This is a genomic window from Streptomyces sp. NBC_00158 (assembly GCF_045160885.1).
Classification (GTDB): Bacteria; Actinomycetota; Actinomycetes; order Streptomycetales; family Streptomycetaceae; genus Streptomyces.
The window spans coordinates 1,439,508-1,460,782 of record NZ_CP108161.1 but is presented as its reverse complement, the minus strand read 5'-3'; the positions used below and the strand labels follow the sequence as shown (position 1 = coordinate 1,460,782).

General features: G+C 69.5%; 14 protein-coding genes. 10 read left to right on the top strand and 4 right to left on the bottom strand.

Annotated features, from left to right (window positions below):
* Window positions 1–185: 185 nt before the first annotated feature.
* The 4 genes from acnA (at window position 186) to OG553_RS06515 (ending at window position 6,583) form a co-directional block, all read left to right on the top strand.
* Window positions 186–2,900 (top strand): aconitate hydratase AcnA, encoded by a 2,715-nt coding sequence (acnA, locus tag OG553_RS06530; RefSeq protein ID WP_405978067.1) that lies wholly within the window; start codon window positions 186–188, stop codon window positions 2,898–2,900.
* Between the two features lie 321 nt (window positions 2,901–3,221).
* Entirely contained in the window at window positions 3,222–4,646 is a 1,425-nt protein-coding gene (ngcE, locus tag OG553_RS06525) for an N-acetylglucosamine/diacetylchitobiose ABC transporter substrate-binding protein (RefSeq protein WP_405978066.1), read from the top strand.
* A gap of 37 nt (window positions 4,647–4,683) precedes the next feature.
* A complete protein-coding gene (locus OG553_RS06520) occupies window positions 4,684–5,631 on the top strand; it encodes a carbohydrate ABC transporter permease (RefSeq protein ID WP_405978065.1) in 948 nt (315 codons plus the stop codon).
* Window positions 5,632–5,644: 13 nt separating this feature from the next.
* Window positions 5,645–6,583, top strand: a complete 939-nt coding sequence (locus OG553_RS06515; protein ID WP_405978064.1) for a carbohydrate ABC transporter permease — start codon at window positions 5,645–5,647, stop codon at window positions 6,581–6,583.
* Here the strand turns inward: OG553_RS06515 and OG553_RS06510 are convergent.
* From OG553_RS06510 to mgtA, 3 genes are read right to left on the bottom strand one after another with little or no spacing between them, the layout of a single operon-like run.
* Entirely contained in the window at window positions 6,561–7,442 is an 882-nt protein-coding gene (locus OG553_RS06510; RefSeq protein ID WP_405978063.1) for a hypothetical protein, read from the bottom strand. The genes OG553_RS06515 and OG553_RS06510 overlap by 23 nt on opposite strands.
* Window positions 7,443–7,501: 59 nt before the next feature.
* Window positions 7,502–8,221, bottom strand: coding sequence for an MgtC/SapB family protein (locus OG553_RS06505; RefSeq protein ID WP_405978062.1), 720 nt, complete (start codon window positions 8,219–8,221; stop codon window positions 7,502–7,504).
* A gap of 39 nt (window positions 8,222–8,260) precedes the next feature.
* On the bottom strand, window positions 8,261–11,008 hold the full coding sequence (gene mgtA / locus OG553_RS06500; RefSeq protein ID WP_405978061.1) for a magnesium-translocating P-type ATPase: 2,748 nt from the start codon (window positions 11,006–11,008) through the stop codon (window positions 8,261–8,263).
* A 611-nt stretch (window positions 11,009–11,619) separates the two neighbouring features.
* On the opposite strand from mgtA, the gene OG553_RS06495 reads away from it, so the two are divergent.
* The 6 genes from OG553_RS06495 to OG553_RS06470 all read left to right on the top strand — a co-directional run bounded on the left by OG553_RS06495 (window position 11,620) and on the right by OG553_RS06470 (window position 20,115).
* Complete coding sequence (locus OG553_RS06495) at window positions 11,620–12,834, top strand: ROK family protein (RefSeq protein WP_405978060.1); 1,215 nt, start codon at window positions 11,620–11,622, stop codon at window positions 12,832–12,834.
* Between the two features lie 117 nt (window positions 12,835–12,951).
* Window positions 12,952–14,067 carry a sugar ABC transporter substrate-binding protein gene (locus OG553_RS06490; RefSeq protein WP_405978059.1) on the top strand — a complete coding sequence of 372 codons (1,116 nt, stop codon included), beginning with the start codon at window positions 12,952–12,954 and terminating at the stop codon, window positions 14,065–14,067.
* 202 nt (window positions 14,068–14,269) lie between these two features.
* Window positions 14,270–15,058: an ATP-binding cassette domain-containing protein gene (locus OG553_RS06485; protein WP_007267176.1), complete on the top strand. Its 789-nt coding sequence runs from the start codon at window positions 14,270–14,272 to the stop codon at window positions 15,056–15,058.
* Window positions 15,055–16,347: a sugar ABC transporter permease gene (locus OG553_RS06480; RefSeq protein ID WP_405978058.1), complete on the top strand. Its 1,293-nt coding sequence runs from the start codon at window positions 15,055–15,057 to the stop codon at window positions 16,345–16,347. The genes OG553_RS06485 and OG553_RS06480 overlap by 4 nt, the downstream gene beginning before the upstream one ends.
* 252 nt (window positions 16,348–16,599) lie before the next feature.
* Entirely contained in the window at window positions 16,600–18,516 is a 1,917-nt protein-coding gene (gene dxs, locus OG553_RS06475) for a 1-deoxy-D-xylulose-5-phosphate synthase (protein ID WP_405978057.1), read from the top strand.
* 102 nt (window positions 18,517–18,618) lie between these two features.
* A complete protein-coding gene (locus OG553_RS06470; protein WP_405978056.1) occupies window positions 18,619–20,115 on the top strand; it encodes an amino acid permease in 1,497 nt (498 codons plus the stop codon).
* Window positions 20,116–20,137: 22 nt separating this feature from the next.
* Here OG553_RS06470 and OG553_RS06465 read toward each other — a convergent pair whose 3' ends face one another.
* Window positions 20,138–21,241, bottom strand: a complete 1,104-nt coding sequence (locus OG553_RS06465; protein ID WP_405978055.1) for an LCP family protein — start codon at window positions 21,239–21,241, stop codon at window positions 20,138–20,140.
* Window positions 21,242–21,275: the final 34 nt, after the last annotated feature.

The following is a 21,275-nucleotide window of genomic DNA, read 5'->3' as shown; positions in this document are numbered from 1 at the left end:
ACCTCGTGCCCGCCCCCGGACATGTACTAGAGTTATCTCGACATCGAGATATCTGCCGAAGGCGTACCGCAGCCGCCCCCGCTGGTAAGGGTTACCTAACTTAGCCTGACCTTAGCGGATTGGCCACAGGGCGTGGCGGCAGGATTGCGGTTATACGCGCGAGATCATGCATGAAGGAGACTGTCGTGTCGGCGAACAGCTTCGACGCCCGCAGCACGCTGCAGGTGGGCGACGAGTCGTACGAGATCTTCCGGCTGGACAAGGTTGAGGGCGCCGCCCGCCTTCCCTACAGCCTGAAGGTCCTGCTGGAGAACCTGCTCCGCACCGAGGACGGCGCGAACATCACCGCCGACCACATCCGGGCGCTCGGCGGCTGGGACTCCCAGGCGCAGCCCAGCCAGGAGATCCAGTTCACGCCGGCCCGCGTGATCATGCAGGACTTCACCGGCGTCCCCTGCGTCGTGGACCTCGCCACCATGCGCGAGGCCGTGAAGGAGCTCGGCGGCGACCCGGCGAAGATCAACCCGCTCTCGCCCGCCGAGATGGTCATCGACCACTCGGTCATCGCCGACAAGTTCGGCACCAAGGACGCGTTCGCCCAGAACGTGGAGCTGGAGTACGGCCGCAACAAGGAGCGCTACCAGTTCCTGCGCTGGGGCCAGACCGCCTTCGACGACTTCAAGGTCGTCCCCCCGGGCACCGGCATCGTCCACCAGGTCAACATCGAGCACCTGGCCCGCACGGTCATGGTCCGTAACGGCCAGGCGTACCCGGACACCCTCGTCGGCACCGACTCGCACACCACCATGGTCAACGGCCTCGGCGTGCTGGGCTGGGGCGTCGGCGGCATCGAGGCCGAGGCCGCGATGCTCGGCCAGCCGGTCTCCATGCTGATCCCGCGCGTCGTCGGCTTCAAGCTGACCGGCGAGCTGCCGACCGGCACCACCGCCACCGACCTGGTGCTCACGATCACCGAGATGCTGCGCAAGCACGGCGTCGTCGGCAAGTTCGTCGAGTTCTACGGTGAGGGCGTCGCCGCGACCTCCCTCGCGAACCGCGCCACCATCGGCAACATGTCGCCGGAGTTCGGCTCCACCGCCGCGATCTTCCCGATCGACGGCGAGACGCTGAAGTACCTCAAGCTCACCGGCCGCTCCGAGCAGCAGGTCGCGCTCGTCGAGGCGTACGCCAAGGAGCAGGGCCTGTGGCTGGACCCGGCCGCCGAGCCGGACTTCTCCGAGAAGCTGGAGCTCGACCTCTCCACGGTCGTCCCCTCCATCGCCGGCCCGAAGCGCCCGCAGGACCGCATCGTCCTGGCGAACGCCGCCCAGCAGTTCGCGGTGGACGTCCTGAACTACGTGGACGACGCCGACGAGGCGGGCAAGGAGTCCTTCCCGGCCTCCGACGCCCCGGCCGCCACCAACGGCGTGCCGACCCGCCCGACCCAGGTCACCCTGGCCGACGGCACCTCCTTCGAGATCGACCACGGCGCCGTCACCGTCGCCGCGATCACCTCCTGCACCAACACCTCGAACCCCTACGTCATGGTCGCCGCGGCGCTCGTGGCCAAGAAGGCGGTCGAGAAGGGCCTGACCCGCAAGCCGTGGGTCAAGACCACCCTGGCCCCGGGCTCGAAGGTCGTCACCGACTACTTCGACAAGGCCGGCCTGACCCCGTACCTCGACAAGATGGGCTTCAACCTCGTCGGGTACGGCTGCACCACCTGCATCGGCAACTCCGGTCCGCTGGACGAGGAGATCTCGAAGGCGATCAACGAGCACGACCTCGCGGTCACCTCGGTCCTCTCGGGCAACCGCAACTTCGAGGGCCGCATCAACCCCGACGTCAAGATGAACTACCTGGCCTCCCCGCCGCTGGTCGTCGCGTACGCCATCGCGGGCTCCATGAAGGTGGACATCACCGCCGACGCCATCGGCGTCGACACCGAGGGCAACCCGGTCTTCCTCAAGGACATCTGGCCCTCCGAGGCCGAGGTCAACGACGTCGTCGCCAACGCCATCGGCGAGGACATGTTCTCGAAGTCCTACCAGGACGTCTTCGCGGGCGACGCCCAGTGGCAGGCGCTGTCGATCCCGACCGGCAACACCTTCGAGTGGGACCCGCAGTCCACCTACGTCCGCAAGCCCCCTTACTTCGAGGGCATGACGATGGAGACCACCCCGGTCTCCGACATCGCCGGCGCCCGCGTGCTGGCGAAGCTGGGCGACTCGGTCACCACCGACCACATCTCCCCGGCCGGTGCGATCAAGGCCGACACCCCGGCCGGCAAGTACCTCACGGAGCACGGCGTCGAGCGCCGCGACTTCAACTCGTACGGTTCCCGCCGCGGCAACCACGAGGTCATGATCCGCGGTACGTTCGCCAACATCCGCCTGCGCAACCAGATCGCGCCGGGCACCGAGGGCGGCTTCACCCGCGACTTCACCGTCGAGGGCGCGCCGGTCTCCTTCATCTACGACGCCTCCCAGAACTACCAGGCCGCCGGCATCCCGCTGGTCATCCTGGCGGGCAAGGAGTACGGCTCCGGCTCGTCCCGCGACTGGGCGGCCAAGGGCACCGCGCTGCTCGGCGTCAAGGCCGTCATCGCCGAGTCCTACGAGCGCATCCACCGCTCGAACCTGATCGGCATGGGCGTCCTCCCGCTCCAGTTCCCCGAGGGCGTCACCGCGGCCTCCCTGGGCCTCACCGGCGAGGAGACCTTCTCCTTCACCGGTGTGGAGGAGCTGAACGACGGCACCACCCCGCGCACGGTCAAGGTCACCACCGACACCGGTGTCTCCTTCGACGCGGTCGTCCGCATCGACACGCCGGGTGAGGCCGACTACTACCGCAACGGCGGCATCATGCAGTACGTCCTGCGGAACCTCATCCGCGGCTAAGGGCGCGCCAGGCGGAGCGATCCGCCGTCAGTCGGCACCATAGGGCCGTACCCCCGTTAAGGGGGTGCGGCCCTTCCGCTTTTCGCGGCGGCGGTCTCAGGTGACGGACAGGTCTCAACTCGGAAAAGCCGGGAACGATCCTTGTGCACGATCTTGCTCAGCCGAGCGGAAGTGGACTATACCTGTGCCCGTCCGGGCCACCGCGCGACGAGCGGCCCCGGGCCGGGGGAAGCCGGGGGACCTGCGGTGATGCCCGCGTGCACGGTAACTGCCGTTGTTTCCGGCCTCCTTCACACACCTGACGAAGGCGAGGACTTGAGCATGGGATCCACTGGTGAGGGCTTCGGCCGCCGTGATCTGATCAAGCGTTCCGCAGCGCTCGGACTGATCAGCGTGCCGACGATGAGCTTCTTGTCCGCCTGCGCCTCCGGCGGTGAGGACACCACGAAGGGCCCCGACAAGGGGGCCGTGTCCAAGGAGAACCCCTTCGGCCTCGCCAAGGGCGGGAAGCTCGACGTGGTCATCTTCAAGGGCGGTTTCGGCGACGACTACGCGAAGGCCTGGGAGGCCGCGTTCGACAAGAAGTGGGGCACCACCAGCTCCCACCTGGCCACCCAGGAGATCGCGGCCAAGCTCCAGCCCCGGTTCAACGCCGGCAGCCCGCCGGACGTCCTCAACGACTCCGGCGCCCAGATGATCAAGATCGACGTCCTGGCCAAGGGCGGCCAGCTCGCCGACCTGACCGCGCTCCTCGACTCCCCCTCGCTCGACGACCCGGGCAAGAAGGTCCGCGACACCCTGATCGCGGGCACCGTCGAACAGGGTTCCCAGGGCGGCAAGTTCGTCGCCCTCAACTACGTGTACACCGTTTTCGGCCTCTGGTACTCCGGCAAGCTCTTCAAGGAGAAGGGCTGGACCGAGCCCAAGACCTGGGACGAGTTCCTGGCCGTCTGCGCCAAGGCCAAGGAGGCCGGCATCGGCGGCCTGGCCCACCAGGGCAAGTACCCGTACTACATCAACGTCGTCATCATGGACCTGATCGCCAAGAAGGGCGGTCTGGAGGCCATGAAGGCCATCGACAACCTCGCCCCGAACGCCTTCGAGGGCAACCCCGCCGCCCTGGCCGCGGTCGAGGCGGTCTACGAGGTGGTCGAGAAGGGCTACCTCATGCCCGGCACCAACGGCCTGACCCACACCGAGTCCCAGACCGCCTGGAACCAGTACAAGGCCGCCTTCATCCCCTCCGGCTCCTGGCTGGAGAACGAGCAGCTCAAGCAGACCCCGGAGGACTTCGACATGAAGTTCCTGCCGGTGCCCGTGCTCGCCGACAGCAAGCTGCCCTTCACCGCCATCCGGGCCGGCGCCAACGAGGCCTTCGTCGTCCCCGAGAAGGCCGCCAACAAGGCCGGCGGCCTGGAGTTCCTGCGCTCCATGCTCTCCCGCGAATGGTCGACGACCTTCGCCCAGCAGGCCAACTCCCTCACCGTCGTCAAGGACGGAGTCGACCCGGGCGTCAAGCTCCGGCCGGGCACCCAGTCCGCCGTCGCCGCGGTCAAGGCCGCCGGGGCCGACACCTTCAACTACCTCTACCCCGACTGGTACAGCGAGATGGACTCCGAGATCCAGAACGCGTCCAATGAGCTGATGGCCCAGCGGATCCAGCCAAAGGAGTGGATCAAGCGGGCCCAGGCTGCGGTAGACAAGGCTGCCAAGGACCCCAACGCCAAGAACAACCACCGCAGCTGACCCCACGTCCACCGGCAGCGTCACAGGGACGGACACCATGAGCCAAGTAGCCCGGCGCAGGGGAAGGACCACCGGCTTCATCGCCGGCTTCCTCGTCCTGCCGCTCGCGCTGTACCTGACCTTCGTCATCTGGCCGTACGTGCAGACGTTCGGCTACTCCTTCACCAACTGGTCGGGCCAGTCACCGACGTTCGACTTCGTCGGCCTGGAGAACTACTCCGCCCTGATGGACGACGAGGTCTTCCGCGGCGCCCTCTGGCACAACCTGCTGCTCCTGGTGTTCGTCCCGGTGATCACCATCCTGCTCGCCCTCTTCTTCGCCTTCATGGTGAACGCGGGAGGGCGCAGCGGGGCCGGCGGGGTGCGGGGCGTACGCGGATCGGCCTTCTACAAGGTCGTCTACTTCTTCCCGCAGGTCCTCTCCCTCGCCATCCTCGCGGTGCTCTTCGGAGCGGTGTACCGCAGCGACGAGGGCGGCCTGCTCAACGGGCTGCTCGCCCGGGCCGGCCTCGTCGACCCGGCCCACCCCGTCGAATGGCTCAACGACCCCGACCTCGTCCTGTGGTGCCTGCTCCTCGTGGTGGTCTGGCACGGGGTCGGCTTCTACCTCGTCCTCTTCTCGGCCGCCATGCAGTCCGTGCCCAAGGACATCTACGAGGCCGCCCTGCTCGACGGCGCCGGGCGCGCCCAGACCTTCTTCCGGGTCACCCTGCCCCTGCTGTGGGACTCTGTGCAGACCTCCGCGGTCTACCTGGGCATCGCCGCGATGGACATGTTCGTCCTCGTGTCGACCATGACCTCGGGCCAGTTCGGCGGCGGACCCGACCACCACAGCGAGGTCATGGCCACGGTGCTGATGCGCAACTTCCTGTACTTCGGGAAGAGCGGCTACGCCTGCGCCATGGGCGTGGTCATGCTCCTCCTGACCATGATCCTCTCCATCGTCACGCTGCGCGCCACCCGCCGCGAGCGCATCGAGTTCTGAGCGGGAGACCACGATGACTGCACAGTCCACAGTGATCAAGGCGCCGGGCGAGTCCGGCGCCGAGGGTTCCGGCGGCGCCGGGCGCGGCCCCCGGGGCGACGGGGGCCGCCGCTCCGACGGCATGGTGCTCAACGTCTTCTCGCACGGCTTCCTGGCCGTCTGGGCGGTCCTGATCGTCCTGCCGCTCGTCTGGCTGGCCCTCGGCTCCTTCAAGACCGACACCCAGATCGGCGCCTCGGCCCTCAGCTGGCCCTCCAACTGGCACTTCGACGCCTTCGGCCGGGCCTGGGACAAGGGCATCGGCGGCTACTTCGGCCACACCCTGATCGTGATGGCCTTTTCGGTCCCGCTGACGATGCTGCTCGGGTCGATGGCCGCGTACGTGCTGGCCCGCTACCCCTTCCGGGGGAACCGGATCATCTACTACTTCTTCGTCAGCGGGGCGATGTTCCCCGTCTTCCTGGCGCTCGTACCGCTGTTCTTCATGGTCAGGCGCCTGGACATGCTCAACACCTACCAGGGGCTGATCCTGGTCTACGTCGCCTACTCGCTGCCGTTCACCGTCTTCTTCATGCACTCCTTCTTCCGCACCCTGCCGACGGCGGTGCACGAGGCGGCGGTGATCGACGGGGCCTCCGACACCCGGATCTTCTTCCAGGTGATGCTGCCGATGGCCAAGCCCGGCCTGATCAGCGTCGGGATATTCAATGTCCTGGGCCAGTGGAACCAGTACATCCTGCCCTCGGTCCTGATGCAGCCGCAGAGCGGCTCCGACCCCGAGCGCTACATGCTCACCCAGGGCCTGATCCAGCTCCAGTACCAGATGGGCTACGAGACGGACCTGCCGGTGCTCTTCGCCGGCGTGACCATCGCGATGATCCCGATGCTGGTGGTCTACCTGTCCTTCCAGCGCCAGATCCAGGCGGGCCTCACCTCGGCGACCCTGAAGTAGCCTTCCGCAGCTGGTACAGCTTTCCGGAGCCGGGACCCCCGACGCTCTGGTGGAGCCTGGGCTCCCGTCCGGTGCCGCCGACGCCCCACGCCGGCCAGCCGCACCCCGGTACGTCCAGGCGGACCCGCTGGGACCAGGGGTCCCGGCCGGGCTCGTACGACCAGGTGCCGGTGCCCGAGCAGCCCGGCGGGGTGCGGCCCGAGGTGTCGCCGGGGGAGTGCTCGGCGACACCGGAGGCGGTGACCCGGCCGTCCGCCGTGAAGGTCAGGGTGTTGCCCGTGTGGTCGGCCCAGGTGCCGGCCAGGGCCGCCGGGCCGATCACCGGGGGTTCGTACGGGGGCAGCGCCCCGGTGACGAGCCCGAGGGTGCCGAACAGGCCCGTCCCCGCCACCAGCGCCCCGCCCCACAGCGCCACCCGGCGCGCGAGCCCCTCGCCCCGGGGCCGGGCGGCCAGGGCGCCGGCCGACAGCGAGGCCGTGGCCGCGGCCCAGAAGAGCAGCACGGGGCCGGTCCGCGCGGCGTTGTACGCGGCGAAGGTCCAGACGGGCGGCGCCAGCAGGGCGGCCACCAGCGGCGGTGTGCAGCACCACGCGGCACGCTCGCCGAGCCGGCGGCCGAGCAGGTCGGACAGCGCGACCGCCGGGAGCACGAAGAGCAGCGACAGCAGGAACGCGATCACGCCGACGATGCCCGTGAGGGAGACGAGGCCTGCCGCGATCCAGCCCCAGTCGGGTGGTGTGTCGGGGGGCGGCTGCGTCCGCACGTACAGCAGCGCGACCACGACGGTGAGTGCGACCTCCAGGTATCCCACCAGTACCGAGACCAGCAGGACCCGTCCGTACGAACGCTTCTGACGCATGCTCGCCCCCCGGTGACCGTCCAGGACCCATACTGCCAGCCGGGCTGAACGTGTTCGATTCATTGGGCGGGGACGACCGACCAACTGACCGCCGAGACCGACGGGTCGAGCGAGAGGCTGCTGACCGCCTCCTCCAGCGCGCGGCCCTTCTCGCCCTCCGCGGTCAGCAGCGCCGACACCGTCACCCGGCCCGGCAGCGGGCCGTCCTGGCTGCGGATCTCCCGCAGCTGGTAGCCCGGCCGGGCCAGGGCGTCGACCAGCCGGTGGCGGATGTGGGCCTCCTCCGCCTCCAGGCACACGGCCTCGAAGTGGTAGTCGGCGGACACCTCCGCCCCGCCGCCCGGCTCGCGGTCCAGGCGCCGGCCCAGCGGGCGCAGCAGGAGGTTGGCCCCCACGACGCCCGCCGTGCCGAAGGCGGCGAGGACGAACAGGCCGACCCCGGCCAGGCAGCCCACGGCCGCCGAGCACCACAGGGTGGCGGCCGTGTTCAGGCCCCGGACGCTCAGCCCGTCCCGCATGATCACCCCGGCGCCGAGGAAGCCGATCCCCGAGACGATCTGGGCGGCGACCCGCGAGCCGTCGTAGTTCACCTCGGAGACCGCGCTCAGGAAGCCGTACTGCGAGAGCAGGACGAACAGCGCCGCCCCGCCCGCCACCAGGGCGTTCGTCCGCAGCCCCGCCATCCGGGCGCGCCACTGGCGCTCCAGGCCGATGACCGAGCCGAAGCCGAGGGCCGCGGCGAGGTGGGCGGCCATCTGCCATTCCGTGAGGAGGGTCATCGGCCCGTCCTCCTTCCGTTCCTCGTTGCCCGCGTCCGGCTAGAGCCAGGTGCCGAAGCGGCGGATGTACCAGGTCTTCACGAGCTGGGTGAGCGTGCAGTACGCGAGCAGTACGCCGATCAGCCACGGGAAGTACGACGCCGGGAGGGCGACGAAGCCCAGCGAGGGGGCCAGCGGCGAGAAGGGCAGCCAGAGCCCGGTCAGCACCGCGAGGACGGTCATCGTCATCACCGGCCAGGAGGCGCGGGACTGGATGAAGGGGATCTTGCGGGTGCGGATCATGTGGACGATCAGGGTCTGCGAGAGCAGGCCCTCGACGAACCAGCCGGACTGGAAGAGCGACTGTTCGGCCGCCGTGTTCGCCGCGAAGACGTGCCACATGACCACGAACATCGCGATGTCGAAGATCGAGCTGATGGGGCCGATGGTGACCATGAAGCGGAAGATGCCCTTGGCGTCCCAGTTCCGGGGCTTGCGCAGGTACTCCGGGTCCATCCGGTCCCAGGGCGTGGCCAGCTGGGAGATGTCGTAGACCAGGTTCTGCACCAGCAGCATGATGGCGAGCATCGGCTGGAAGGGGATGAACGCGCTCGCCACCAGCACCGAGAAGACGTTGCCGAAGTTCGACGAGGCCGTCATCTTGATGTACTTGATCGTGTTGCCGAAGGTGGTCCTGCCCTGGACCACGCCCTGTTCCAGGACGGTCAGGTCCTTCTCCAGCAGGATGATGTCCGCCGACTCCTTGGCGATGTCCACGGCGGTGTCCACCGAGATGCCGACGTCGGCGTCGCGCAGGGCGGCCGCGTCGTTGATCCCGTCGCCGAGGAAGCCGACGGTGTGCCCCTCGGCCTGCAGGGCGCGTACGATCCGCGCCTTCTGGACCGGGTTGGCCTTGGCGAACACGGTCGTACGGGCGGCCAGCGCGCGCAGTGCGGTGTCGTCGAGGGCGTCCACCTCGGAGCCCGAGACCACGTGGCCCACCTCGATGCCGACGTCGGCGCAGACCCGGGCCGCGACGAGCTCGTTGTCGCCGGTGACCACCTTGACCGCGATGCCCTTGTCCGCCAGGCCCTGGAGGGCAGCGGCCGCGGAAGCCTTCGGCGGGTCGAGGAAGGCGAGGAAGCCGACCAGGGTCAGCCCGTCCTCGTCCGCGACGGTGTAGGTGCCGCGGGGCTCGGCGACGGTACGGGTGGCCACCGCCAGCACCCGCAGGCCCTGCCGGTTGTTCTCCTCGGCGATCCGGGTGGCGCGCAGCCGCAGCCCGTCGGTCAGTTCGACCTTCTCGCCGCGGTCGGTCATGTGCGTGCAGAGGGCCAGGACCTCTTCGACCGCACCCTTGGTGATCATGACGTGTTCGGGCCGGCCGGCCGTCGCCGTCATGCTGTTGCGGTTGAGGACCACGGACATCCGGCGCCGGGCGAAGTCGAAGGGGATCTCGTCGACCATCGAGAACCGTGCGTCGACGACAACCTCCTCGGCCTCGTTGACGCGGTCGATGACCGCCTGGTCCATCAGGTTCTTCAGGCCGGTCTGGAAGTGGGCGTTGAGGTACCCGTACTCCAGGACCTCGCCGTCCTCGGCGCCGTGCACGTCCAGGTAGCGGTCCAGGACGATCCGGTCCTCGGTGAGGGTGCCGGTCTTGTCCGTGCAGAGCACGTCCATCGCACCCAGGTTCTGGATCGCGTTCAGCCGCTTGACGACGACCTTGCGCCGGGACATGGCGACCGCGCCGCGCGCCAGGTTGGCGGAGACGACCATCGGCAGCATCTCGGGGGTCAGGCCCACAGCGACGGCGATGCCGAAGAGGAAGGCCTCGTCCCAGTCGCCCTTGGTCAGGCCGTTGACCATGAAGACGACGGGGACCATCACCAGCATGAAGCGGATCAGCAGGAAGCTGACCTTGCGCACGCCGGTGTCGAAGTTGGTCTGCGGGCGCTCGCCGACCAGGGTGCCGGCCATGGAGCCGAAGTAGGTGCCGGCCCCGGTGGCGACGACCACGCCGGTGGCGGTGCCGGAGGTCACCGAAGTGCCCATCAGGCAGAGGTTGTCGGCCTCCACGGGGTCGGTGGTCGTGTCCTGGCCGAGGTCCTCGGCGCTGGGGGTCCCCCCGGCGGAGCGAGGGGGAGCGTCGGCCTTGGCGACCGGCAACGACTCGCCGGTCAGGGCCGCCTGGCCCACCATCAGGTCCTTGGAGGTGATCAGCCGCAGGTCCGCCGGGATCAGGTCGCCGGCGGCCAGCTTGACCAGGTCGCCCGGGACCACCCGGTCCATCGGCACCTCGAAGGTGGTGGGCGCCGAGCCGCTGCCGGCCCGGCGCTGCACCGCGCAGGTGGTGGTGACGAGCTTCTTCAGGGCGTCTGCGGCCCGACCCGAGCGGTACTCCTGCCAGAACCGCAGCAGCCCGCTGACCGCCACCATCACCGACAGGATGACGACTCCGGGGTCCGCCGGGTCCTGCCAGAACATGACGGCGGCCAGGAAGACCAGGACGCCGATGAAGGGGTTGCAGAAGGCCTTCGCGAGCTGCGTGATCCACAGCGGGGTGCGCTCCCGGGCGACGACGTTGGGGCCGTGCCGCTCCAGCCGCAGCGCGGCCTCGGCGTGGGTGAGGCCGCTGCGGGAGGTGTCGGCGTCCTGGAGGACCCGGACGGCCGGGCGGGCGCTGATCGCGGCCAGCCGCTCGCCGGCGAGGCGGGTGGCGGTTTCGAGCTCGGCGGCCTTGCGCTCGCGGCGGCCGCGGCCCGGCGGCGCGAGCTTCACGGGGGTACGAGGGGTGAGCATGGTCATGACGAATACCTCCCTCCACGGCGTCCGGGCAGCGCGCAGCCGTCCGGTGACGTGGAGTGATCGATGTGCGGCGCGGGGTGGCGGGGGACGCCACGGGGTGCGCCGCGGACATGGATGACGTATGCCTGACAGGAGAGTCAGGGCATGCGAAAGGAGAAGGGGAACGGGGTCCCGCCGGTGGACCGGCGCGGGCGCGGCACGGGAACGGCGCGGGGTCGTCGCCGTGGGCGTGCGCGCGGGGTCAGCCGATCAGCGGGGCGGATGCCCGGACGGTCGGCGCGTCAGCCGGCGCAGGCGCGGCGAGGACTTCGATCGGGACTCATCCCGAACACCTCCTCGCGTAGCGCTGTCACGGCACGGCGCGCGGTCCGGCCGGAAAGGCCGCAGAGGACCGGCGCCTCAGCGACCGTAACACGATCTCGGCGGCCCTTGTTCATACTTTCGGGCCATGTGTCCGGTTCGCTCTGTCTCAGGCTCTTGACGGCGGAGTGGGCAAAGGCTCGACTTAAGCTTCACAAGTTGGAGAGACGCCGGGGTCTCGGAGCGCATAGCCGCGAAACCGGCCGGGGGGCGACGGACGTCCGTCGCTTATGGGCAGGAGTGGATGAGTCGTGCAGACTCCCGGATCGCAGTCCTCGCTGCATCGCGCGAACCTGGAGAGAGTCGTGCGGGCCGTGCGCCTCGCCGGTTCGCTGACCCAGGCGGAGATCGCCCGCACCACCGGACTGTCGGCGGCCACGGTCTCCAACATCGTCCGCGAACTGAAGGAGAGCGGGACCGTAGAGGTCACCGACACCTCGGCCGGCGGCCGCCGGGCCCGCAGCGTCTCCCTCAGCGGGGACGCGGGCATCGTCATCGGAGTGGACTTCGGCCACACCCACCTGCGGGTGGCCGTGGGCAACCTGGCGCACCAGGTGCTCGCCGAGGAGACCGAGCCACTGGACGTGGACGCCTCCTGGGTGGACGGCTTCGACCGGGCGGAAGCCCTGGTCGGACGGCTGGTCCAGGGCATCGGGGTGGCCCGCGACAAGGTCATCGGAGTCGGGCTCGGCGTCCCGGGCCCGATCGACGTGGAGTCCGGCACCCTCGGCTCGACGGCGATCCTGCCGGGCTGGGCCGGGATCAACCCGCGCCAGGAGCTCTCGCAGCGCCTGGGCGTACCCGTCTACGTGGACAACGACGCGAACCTCGGCGCGCTGGGGGAACTCGTCTGGGGGAGCGGCCGGGGGGTCCGCGACCTGGCGTACATCAAGGTCGCGAGCGGTGTGGGCGCCGGGCTGGTGATCAACGGCCAGATCTACCGGGGGCCCGGCGGCACGGCGGGCGAGATCGGGCACATCACCCTGGACGAATCGGGCCCCGTCTGCCGCTGCGGCAACCGCGGCTGCCTGGAGACCTTCGCCGCCGCGCGGTACGTGCTGCCGCTGCTCCAGGGCACGCACGGGCCCGAGTTGACCATGGAGAAGGTGGTCGAGCTGGCCCGGGGCGGGGACCCCGGCTGCCGCCGGGTCATCGCCGACGTGGGCCGGCACATCGGCAGCGGCGCGGCCAGCCTCTGCAACCTCCTGAACCCGAGCCGGATCGTGCTCGGCGGCTCGCTGGCGGAGGCCGGCGAGCTGGTGCTCGCGCCGATCCGCGAGTCCGTGGGGCGGTACGCGATCCCCAGCGCGGCCCGCCAGTTGTCGGTCCTCACCGGGTCGCTGGGCGGCCGGGCGGAAGTACTGGGCGCACTGGCCCTCGTACTCAGCGAGATGGGCGATTCGACGCTTTTGGCGGAAAATGGCATTGGGGTGCGAGTCCCCGCCGCCATGTCTTCAGGTAGATAACGGATGGCACCGTTGTCATCTCGTTAAGGATTCACTCCTTGACGGCAAACCGCGGCCGGGGTTGACTCACGTCCACCTCGGCCGCAGCGTTGCGGCCTCGTCAGGGAGGTTCAACGAATGAACACGCGTATGCGTAGAGCCGCCGTAGCCGTCGCCGCCGGTGCCATGGCCGTTTCGCTGGCCGCATGTGGCAGTGCCAAGGAAGCGGGCGGCGAGAAGAAGCCCTCCGGGCCCGCCGCCGCCGGTGACGCGATCAAGGTCGGTCTGCTCCTGCCCGAGAACCAGACCGCGCGCTACGAGAAGTTCGACAAGCCGCTGATCGAGAAGAAGGTCGCCGATCTCACCGGCGGCAAGGCGCAGGTCGTCTACGCCAACGCCAAGCAGGACGCGACCACGCAGAACTCCCAGGTCGACACGATGATCACCAACAAGGTGAACGTCCTGATCGTGGACGCGGTCGACGCCAAGGCCATCGCCGGCTCGGTCAAGAAGGCCAAGGACGCCGGCATCCCGGTCGTCGCCTACGACCGCCTGGCCGAGGGTCCGATCGACGCCTACACCTCCTTCGACAACGAAGAGGTCGGCAAGGTCCAGGGCAAGGCCCTGCTGGAGGCCCTGGGCGACAAGGCCAAGGACGGCCAGATCGTCATGATGAACGGCTCCGTCACCGACCCGAACGCCGCGCTGTTCAAGAAGGGCGCCCACTCCGTCCTCGACGGCAAGGTGACCATCGGCAAGGAGTACGACACCAAGGAGTGGAAGCCGGAGAACGCGAACACCAACATGGCGGGTGCGCTGACCGCGCTCGGCAAGGACAAGGTGATCGGCGTCTACTCCGCCAACGACGGCATGGCCGGCGGCATCATCACCGCCCTCAAGGCGGCCGGCCTGTCCCCCCTGCCCCCGGTCACCGGCCAGGACGCCGAACTCGCCGGCGTGCAGCGGATCGTGGCGGGCGAGCAGTTCATGAGCGTCTACAAGCCGTACGCCCCCGAGGCCGCGGCCGCCGCCGAGATGGCCGTCGCCCTCGCCAAGGGCGAGAAGATCGACGGGATCATCAACAACAAGATCGACAGCCCGACCACCAAGGGCGTTCCGTCCGTGCTGATCCCGGTCGTCTCGCTCACCAAGAGCAACATCAAGGACACCGTCGTCAAGGACGGCGTCTACACGGTCGAAGAGATCTGCACCGACAAGTTCTCGGCCGCCTGCGCCACCATCGGCCTCAAGTAAGGCCCCGTCGACGCTGCCGCCCCTCCCGCGGCCCGACGACCCCCTGCCCTGCCCGGCGCCCCGCCCCTCATACCCCGCCAACCGCGGGGCGCCGGGCAGAAACGATTTATCGCAAAGACGATTCACCTCTAGCTCGTCGTATCCCATCCGCCCCGCTCCTGCTCTTTTGCACGACATCCCCGCCGGTCAGGCGGCGAAGGAGATGGTTCATGTGTCCGCTGCGCCCGTGCTGGCGTTGCGAGGGGTCTCGAAGCGGTTCGGTGCCGTCCAGGCCCTGACCGACGTAGAACTCGAGATCCACTCCGGTGAGGTGGTCGCCCTGGTCGGCGACAACGGCGCCGGCAAGTCCACGCTGGTCAAGACGATCGCCGGCGTGCACCCCATCGATGACGGAGTCATCGAGTGGGAGGGCCGCCCGGTCTCCATCGGCAAGCCCCACGACGCCCAGAACCTCGGCATCGCGACCGTCTACCAGGACCTCGCGCTGTGCGACAACATCGACGTCGTCGGCAACCTCTTCCTCGGGCGCGAGCTCAAGCGCTTCGGCGTCCTCGACGAGGTGGAGATGGAGCGCCGCGCACGCGAGCTCCTGACCACCCTGTCCATCCGGATCCCCAGTGTCCGGATCCCCATCGCCTCGCTCTCCGGCGGCCAGCGCCAGACCGTCGCGATCGCCCGCTCGATGCTGGGCGAGCCCAAGCTCGTCATCCTCGACGAGCCCACCGCGGCCCTCGGCGTCGAGCAGACCGCACAGGTGCTCGACCTCGTGGAGCGGCTGCGCGAGCGCGGCCACGCCGTCATCCTCATCAGCCACAACATGGCCGATGTGAAGGCCGTCGCCGACAAGGTGGCGGTGCTGCGGCTGGGCCGCAACAACGGTGTCTTCAACGTCGCCGACACCTCGCAGGAAGAGATCATCTCCGCCATCACCGGGGCCACGGACAACGCCGTGACCCGCCGGGCGGCCCGCACCGGGGAGGCCCGCAAGTGAGCACCGAACACCACACCGCGGCGGAAGAGGTGGCCAAGCTGGCCAACCCCGCCGCCCCGGCGGACGCCATTCCGGTGGTCGACCCGCGCCTGCTCGTGCGCGAGCAGGGGCTGTCCGGCTACCTGAGCGAGTTCGGCCGCAAGATGAAGGCCGGCGACCTGGGCTCGATCCCCGTCGTCCTCGGCCTGATCATCATCTGGAGCATCTTCCAGGGGCTGAACTCCAACTTCCTCTCCCCGGAGAACCTCTCCAACATCGCGATCACCATGGTCGCCACCGGCATGATGGCCGTCGGCATCATCTTCGTGCTGCTGCTCGGCGAGATCGACCTCTCGGTCGGCTCCGTCAGCGGCGTCTCGGGCGCGATCGTCGCCGTCCTCGCCGTCACCCACGGCGTCAACGAGTGGGTCGCGATCCTCGCCGCCGTCGGCGGCGGCGCCCTGATCGGCGCGATCCACGGCTTCTTCTTCGCCAAGATCGGCGCCCCGGCCTTCGCCGTCACCCTCTCCGGCCTGCTGTTCTGGTCCGGTGCGATGCTCCAGATCCTGGGCAGCAACGGCACCGTCAACCTCGACTCCGAGGGCGTGGTCGGAAAGCTCACCACGTACTACTTCTCGGACGTGGCCGCCGGCTACGGCCTCGCGGCCGTCGCCACCGTGGCCTACTTCCTCGCCACCCACTCCGACAACCGCCGCCGGGAGGCCGCCGGGGTCCCCTCGCGGCCGCTCAGCGAGATCCTGCTGCGCACCGGCCTGCTGGCGGTCTTCACCTTCGGCCCGGCCGTCGTGTTCAACCAGTACAAGGGCCTGCCCCTGGCCCTGGTGATCTTCGTGGTGGCCCTGGTCGGAACGGACTTCGTCCTGCGCCGCACCACCTTCGGCCGCAACGTCTTCGCCCTCGGCGGCAGCGTCGAGGCCTCCCGCCGCGCGGGCATCAACGTCAACGGGATCCGCATCGCGGTCTTCTCGATCGCCGGCACCTTCGCGGCGATCGGCGGCCTCTTCTGGGCCTCCAAGATCGCGGCGGCCAACCAGAGCGCCGGCGCCGGCGACCTCCTGATGAACGTGATCGCGGCGGCCGTCATCGGCGGCACCAGCCTCTTCGGCGGCCGCGGCCGCACCTGGAACGCCCTCCTCGGTGTGATGGTCATCACCAGCATCCAGTACGGTCTGGCCCTGGAGGGGATCGCGACTCCGATCCAGTACATGATCACCGGTGCCGTGCTGCTGGCCACGGTGGTCATCGACTCGGTGACCCGCAAGACCCAGAAGTCGGCCGGCCGCGCCTGACCGCGCGACCTGGGCCGATCCCAGGCGGTAAGACCCGTCACAGTGCCCGGTGCCACTCCGTGTGGTGCCGGGCACCCGTGCGTACACGTGTGCGTACGGGTGTGCAGCTGTACGCCCGTTTGGGATGTGTGATTTCGCGACGAGGTGTACAGGTATGACAAAGGTGTGACCCGCCAGGTACCGCCCGATGACCGCCCTCGCGAGCGGAACATTAGACTCGACAGACCAGCAAGCAACTGCAAGGAGGCACGGGTGCTGCTGCCCCGCATCAAGGGACCGCGCGATCTGGACCGGCTCAGCCAGGAGGAGCTCGACCAGCTCGCGGCAGAGATCAGGTCCTTCCTCGTCGACGCCGTCTCCAAGACCGGCGGGCACCTCGGCCCCAACCTCGGCGTGGTCGAACTGACGATCGCCCTGCACCGGGTCTTCGAATCGCCCAAGGACAAGGTCCTCTTCGACACCGGCCACCAGGCCTACGTCCACAAGCTGCTCACCGGCCGCCAGGACTTCTCGGACCTGCGCGCCAAGGGCGGCCTGTCCGGCTACCCCTCGCGCGCCGAGTCCGACCACGACGTGATCGAGAACTCGCACGCCTCCACGGTGCTGGGCTGGGCCGACGGCCTCGCCAAGGCCAACGAGGTGCTCGGCCGCGAGGACCACCACGTCGCCGCCGTCATCGGCGACGGCGCGCTCACCGGCGGCATGGCCTGGGAGGCGCTGAACAACATCGCCGCCGCCAAGGACCGCCCGCTCGTCATCGTCGTCAACGACAACGAGCGCTCGTACGGCCCCACCATCGGCGGCCTCGCGAACCACCTGGCCACCCTGCGCACCACGGACGGCTACGAGCGCTTCCTGGCCCGCGGCAAGGAGATCCTGGAGCGCACCCCCGTCGTCGGGAAGCCGCTCTTCGAGACCCTGCACGGCGCCAAGAAGGGCCTCAAGGACTTCATCGCCCCCCAGGGCATGTTCGAGGACCTGGGCCTGAAGTACATCGGCCCCATCGACGGCCACGACATCGAGGCCCTGGAGTCCGCGCTCCAGCGCGCCAAGCGCTTCAGCGGCCCGGTCATCGTGCACTGCCTCACCCAGAAGGGCCGCGGCTACACCCCGGCCCTGGAGCACGAGGCGGACCGCTTCCACGCGGTCGGCGTGATCCACCCCGACACCGGCCTCCCGGTCAAGACCGCCGCCGCCAGCTGGACCTCCGTCTTCGCCGACGAGATGGTCAAGCTCGGCCACGAGCGCGAGGACATCGTCGGCATCACCGCCGCCATGCTCCACCCGGTCGGCCTGAACAAGTTCGCCGAGGCCTTCCCGGACCGCATCTACGACGTCGGCATCGCCGAGCAGCACGGCGCCACCTCGGCCGCCGGCCTCGCCACCGGCGGCGTCCACCCCGTCTTCGCGGTCTACGCCACCTTCCTCAACCGCGCCTTCGACCAGGTCCTCATGGACGTGGCCCTGCACAAGTGCGGGGTCACCTTCGTCCTCGACCGCGCGGGCGTCACCGGCGACGACGGCGCCTCCCACAACGGCATGTGGGACATGTCCATCCTCCAGGTCGTCCCCGGCCTCCGCCTGGCGGCGCCCCGCGACGCCGAGCAGCTGCGCGCCCAGCTGCGCGAGGCCGTCGAGGTCAAGGACGCCCCGACCGTCGTGCGCTACTCCAAGGGCGTCGTCGGCCCGGCCGTTCCGGCCGTCGGCCGGATCGGCGGCATGGACGTCCTGCGCGAGCCGGCCCCCGAGGTCACCCGTCCGGACGTACTCCTCGTCTCCGTCGGCGCGCTCGCCCCGATGTGCCTGGAGATCGCCGGCCTGCTCGACAAGCAGGGCATCTCCACCACCGTGGTCGACCCCCGCTGGGTCAAGCCGGTGGACGAGGCCCTCGCCCCGCTCGCCGAGCGCCACCGGGTCGTCGTCACCGTCGAGGACAACGGCCGCACCGGCGGTGTGGGCGCCGCCGTCTCGCAGGCCCTGCGCGACGCGGGCGTCGACGTACCGCTGCGTGACTTCGGCATCCCGCAGCGCTTCCTCGACCACGCGCAGCGCAAGGAGATCATGGCCGAGATCGGCCTGACCGCCCCGGACATCGCCCGCCAGGTCACCGGTCTGGTCGCCAAGCTGGACGGCCGCTTCGAGAGCGAGCCGGCCGCCACAGTCGACTAGCCGCACCAGGCCGGATCGCGCGGTTGCACGTCACGGGCCGGGAGATCACCCTTGAAGGGTGGGCCTCCCGGCCCGTTCGCGTACTTCTTGGGAGGTGCGTCGGTGAGCACGGATCCGAACAGCCCGTTCCGCACCAAGACGGTGGAACAGTCCATCCGTGACACGGAGGAGCCGGAGCACGCGCTCCGCAAATCGCTCTCCGCCTGGGACCTGACGGTCTTCGGTGTCGGCGTCATCATCGGCACCGGCATCTTCGTCCTCACGGGCATCGCGGCCCGCAACAACGCCGGCCCCGCCACCGCGCTCTCCTTCGTGGTGTCGGGCGTCGTCTGCGCCCTCGCGGCCCTCTGCTACGCCGAGTTCGCCTCCACCGTCCCGGTGGCCGGATCGGCGTACACCTTCGCGTACGCCTCGATCGGCGAGCTGCCGGCCTGGATCATCGGCTGGGACCTGGTCCTCGAATTCGCCCTCGGCACGGCCGTCGTGGCCGTCGGCTGGTCCGGGTACGTACGCCACCTCATGCACACGAACCTCGGCTGGGACATGCCCGTCGCGCTGTCCGGGCCCGACGCGGGCGGCACCTTCGACCTGATGGCCTTCCTGCTGGTCATCGTCCTGACCGCGATCCTCGTCGTCGGCACCAAGCTGTCGGCCCGGATCACCGCGGTCGTCGTGGCCATCAAGGTCGTCGTGGTGCTGCTGGTCATCATCGCGGGCCTGTTCTTCATCAAGGCCGACAACTACTCGCCCTTCATCCCCCCGGCGAAGCCGCAGGAGGGCGGCAGCGGCTGGACGGCACCACTGGTGCAGCTGCTGTTCGGGTACGAGCCCACCAACTTCGGCGTCATGGGCATCTTCACCGCGGCCTCCCTGGTCTTCTTCGCCTTCATCGGCTTCGACGTCGTGGCCACCGCGGCCGAGGAGACCAAGAACCCGCAACGGGACATGCCGCGCGGCATCCTCGGCTCGCTGCTCATCTGCACGCTGCTCTACGTCGCCGTGACCATCGTCGTCACCGGCATGCAGTACTACGCGGAGATGTCGCCGACAGCACCGCTCGCCGAGGCCTTCAAGTCCGTGAACCAGCCGTTCTTCTCCGGTGCCATCAGCCTCGGGGCGGCCGTCGGCCTGATCACGGTCAGCATGATCCTGCTGCTGGGCCAGACCCGGGTGTTCTTCGCGATGAGCCGCGACGGCCTGCTGCCGCGCGTCTTCTCGGTCACCCACCCCAAGTACCGCACCCCCTACCGGGCCACGCTGCTCCTCGGCTCGGTCATCGCGGTCATCGCGGGGTTCACCAGCCTCGCGAAGCTGGCCGAACTGGTCAACATCGGCACCCTGTTCGCCTTCGTCATCGTGGCGCTCGGCGTGATCATCCTGCGCAAGACCCGCCCCGACCTGCACCGGTCCTTCCGCACCCCGTGGGTGCCGGTGGTCCCGATCCTGTCGATGGCGGCCTCGCTCTGGCTGATGCTCAACCTGCCGGCCGAGACCTGGGTGCGCTTCGGGATCTGGATGGTGATCGGCTTCGTCGTCTACTTCCTGTACGGGAAGCGCAAGAGCCGCCTCGCCCAGGTCGGCCAGGACGCGGAGTACTAGGAGGACGCGGACGCAAGGCCAATCAGGACGACGGGGACGGCCCGGGCGCCTTGGACTTGGCGCCCGGGCCGCCGCCCTTGGCGGGGGAGTCCTTCGCCGAGGCGGGCACCTTCCGGTCGTTGCGCAGGGCCTCCCACAGCTGGGAGGCCTGCTCCTGCGCCACCACGACCCGGTTCGGGTCCACCTTGTCGTAGGCCACCGGCAGCATGATGGTCTCCATGGTGGACGGGTCCACCCGCTGCATGCTCCGCGCGAAGTCGGACAGCGCGGTGAGCGAGGCCAGATCGGAGTCGGTGGTCAGCGACTTGGTGCCGGCGTCGGCCAGCTTGTAGAGCCGGGCCGGGTTGCCGAGGGCGTCCTGGTTCTTGATCTCGGCGAGCAGCGCGAGCATGAACTGCTGCTGGAGGCCTATGCGTCCGAGGTCGCTGCCGTCCCCGTAGCCGTAGCGGGTGCGTACGAACTTCAGCGAGTCGGTGCCGTTCAGGCGGTGCGTCCCCGCGTCCAGCTTGAGGCCGCCCTTCGCGCCGGTCATCGGCTGGTCGAGGGTGACGGTGACCCCGCCCAGGGCGTCGACGAGGCCCTTGAAGCCGGCGAAGTCCACCTCGACGAAGTGGTCCACGCGGATCCCGGACAGCTGCTCCACCGTCTTGACCACGCAGGCCGGACCGGCCAGCGAGTAGACGGAGTTGAACATGACCCGGCGGGCCTCGGGGACCGTGGCGCCGTCCCCGTCCTTGCACTCGGGCCGGGTGACCAGGGTGTCGCGCGGGATGCTCACCGCGGTGGCCCTGGACCGGCCCTCGGGTATGTGCACCAGCATCGCGGTGTCGGAGCGGGCCCCGCTGACGTCGCCGTGGTCGAGCTCGCCGTTGGCACCGGCCCGCGAGTCGGAGCCGAGCACCAGGACGTTCTGCGCGTTCTCGACCACCTTCGGCGGCCGGTTGTCGCTGCCGATGGCCTTGTCCAGGTCCACGCTGTCGATGTTCCCGCTGAGGTGGCCGTACACCCACCAGCCGGACCCCGCCGCGCCGAGGACCACCACGGCGGCCGTCCAGGCGAGCCCCCGCCGGATCCGGGAGGCGCGGGAGCGGGGCGGCTTGGCGGTGGCGGTGGCGTCTGAGGTCACGGGCTACAACATAGACGCAGGGTGCCGCCCGGGA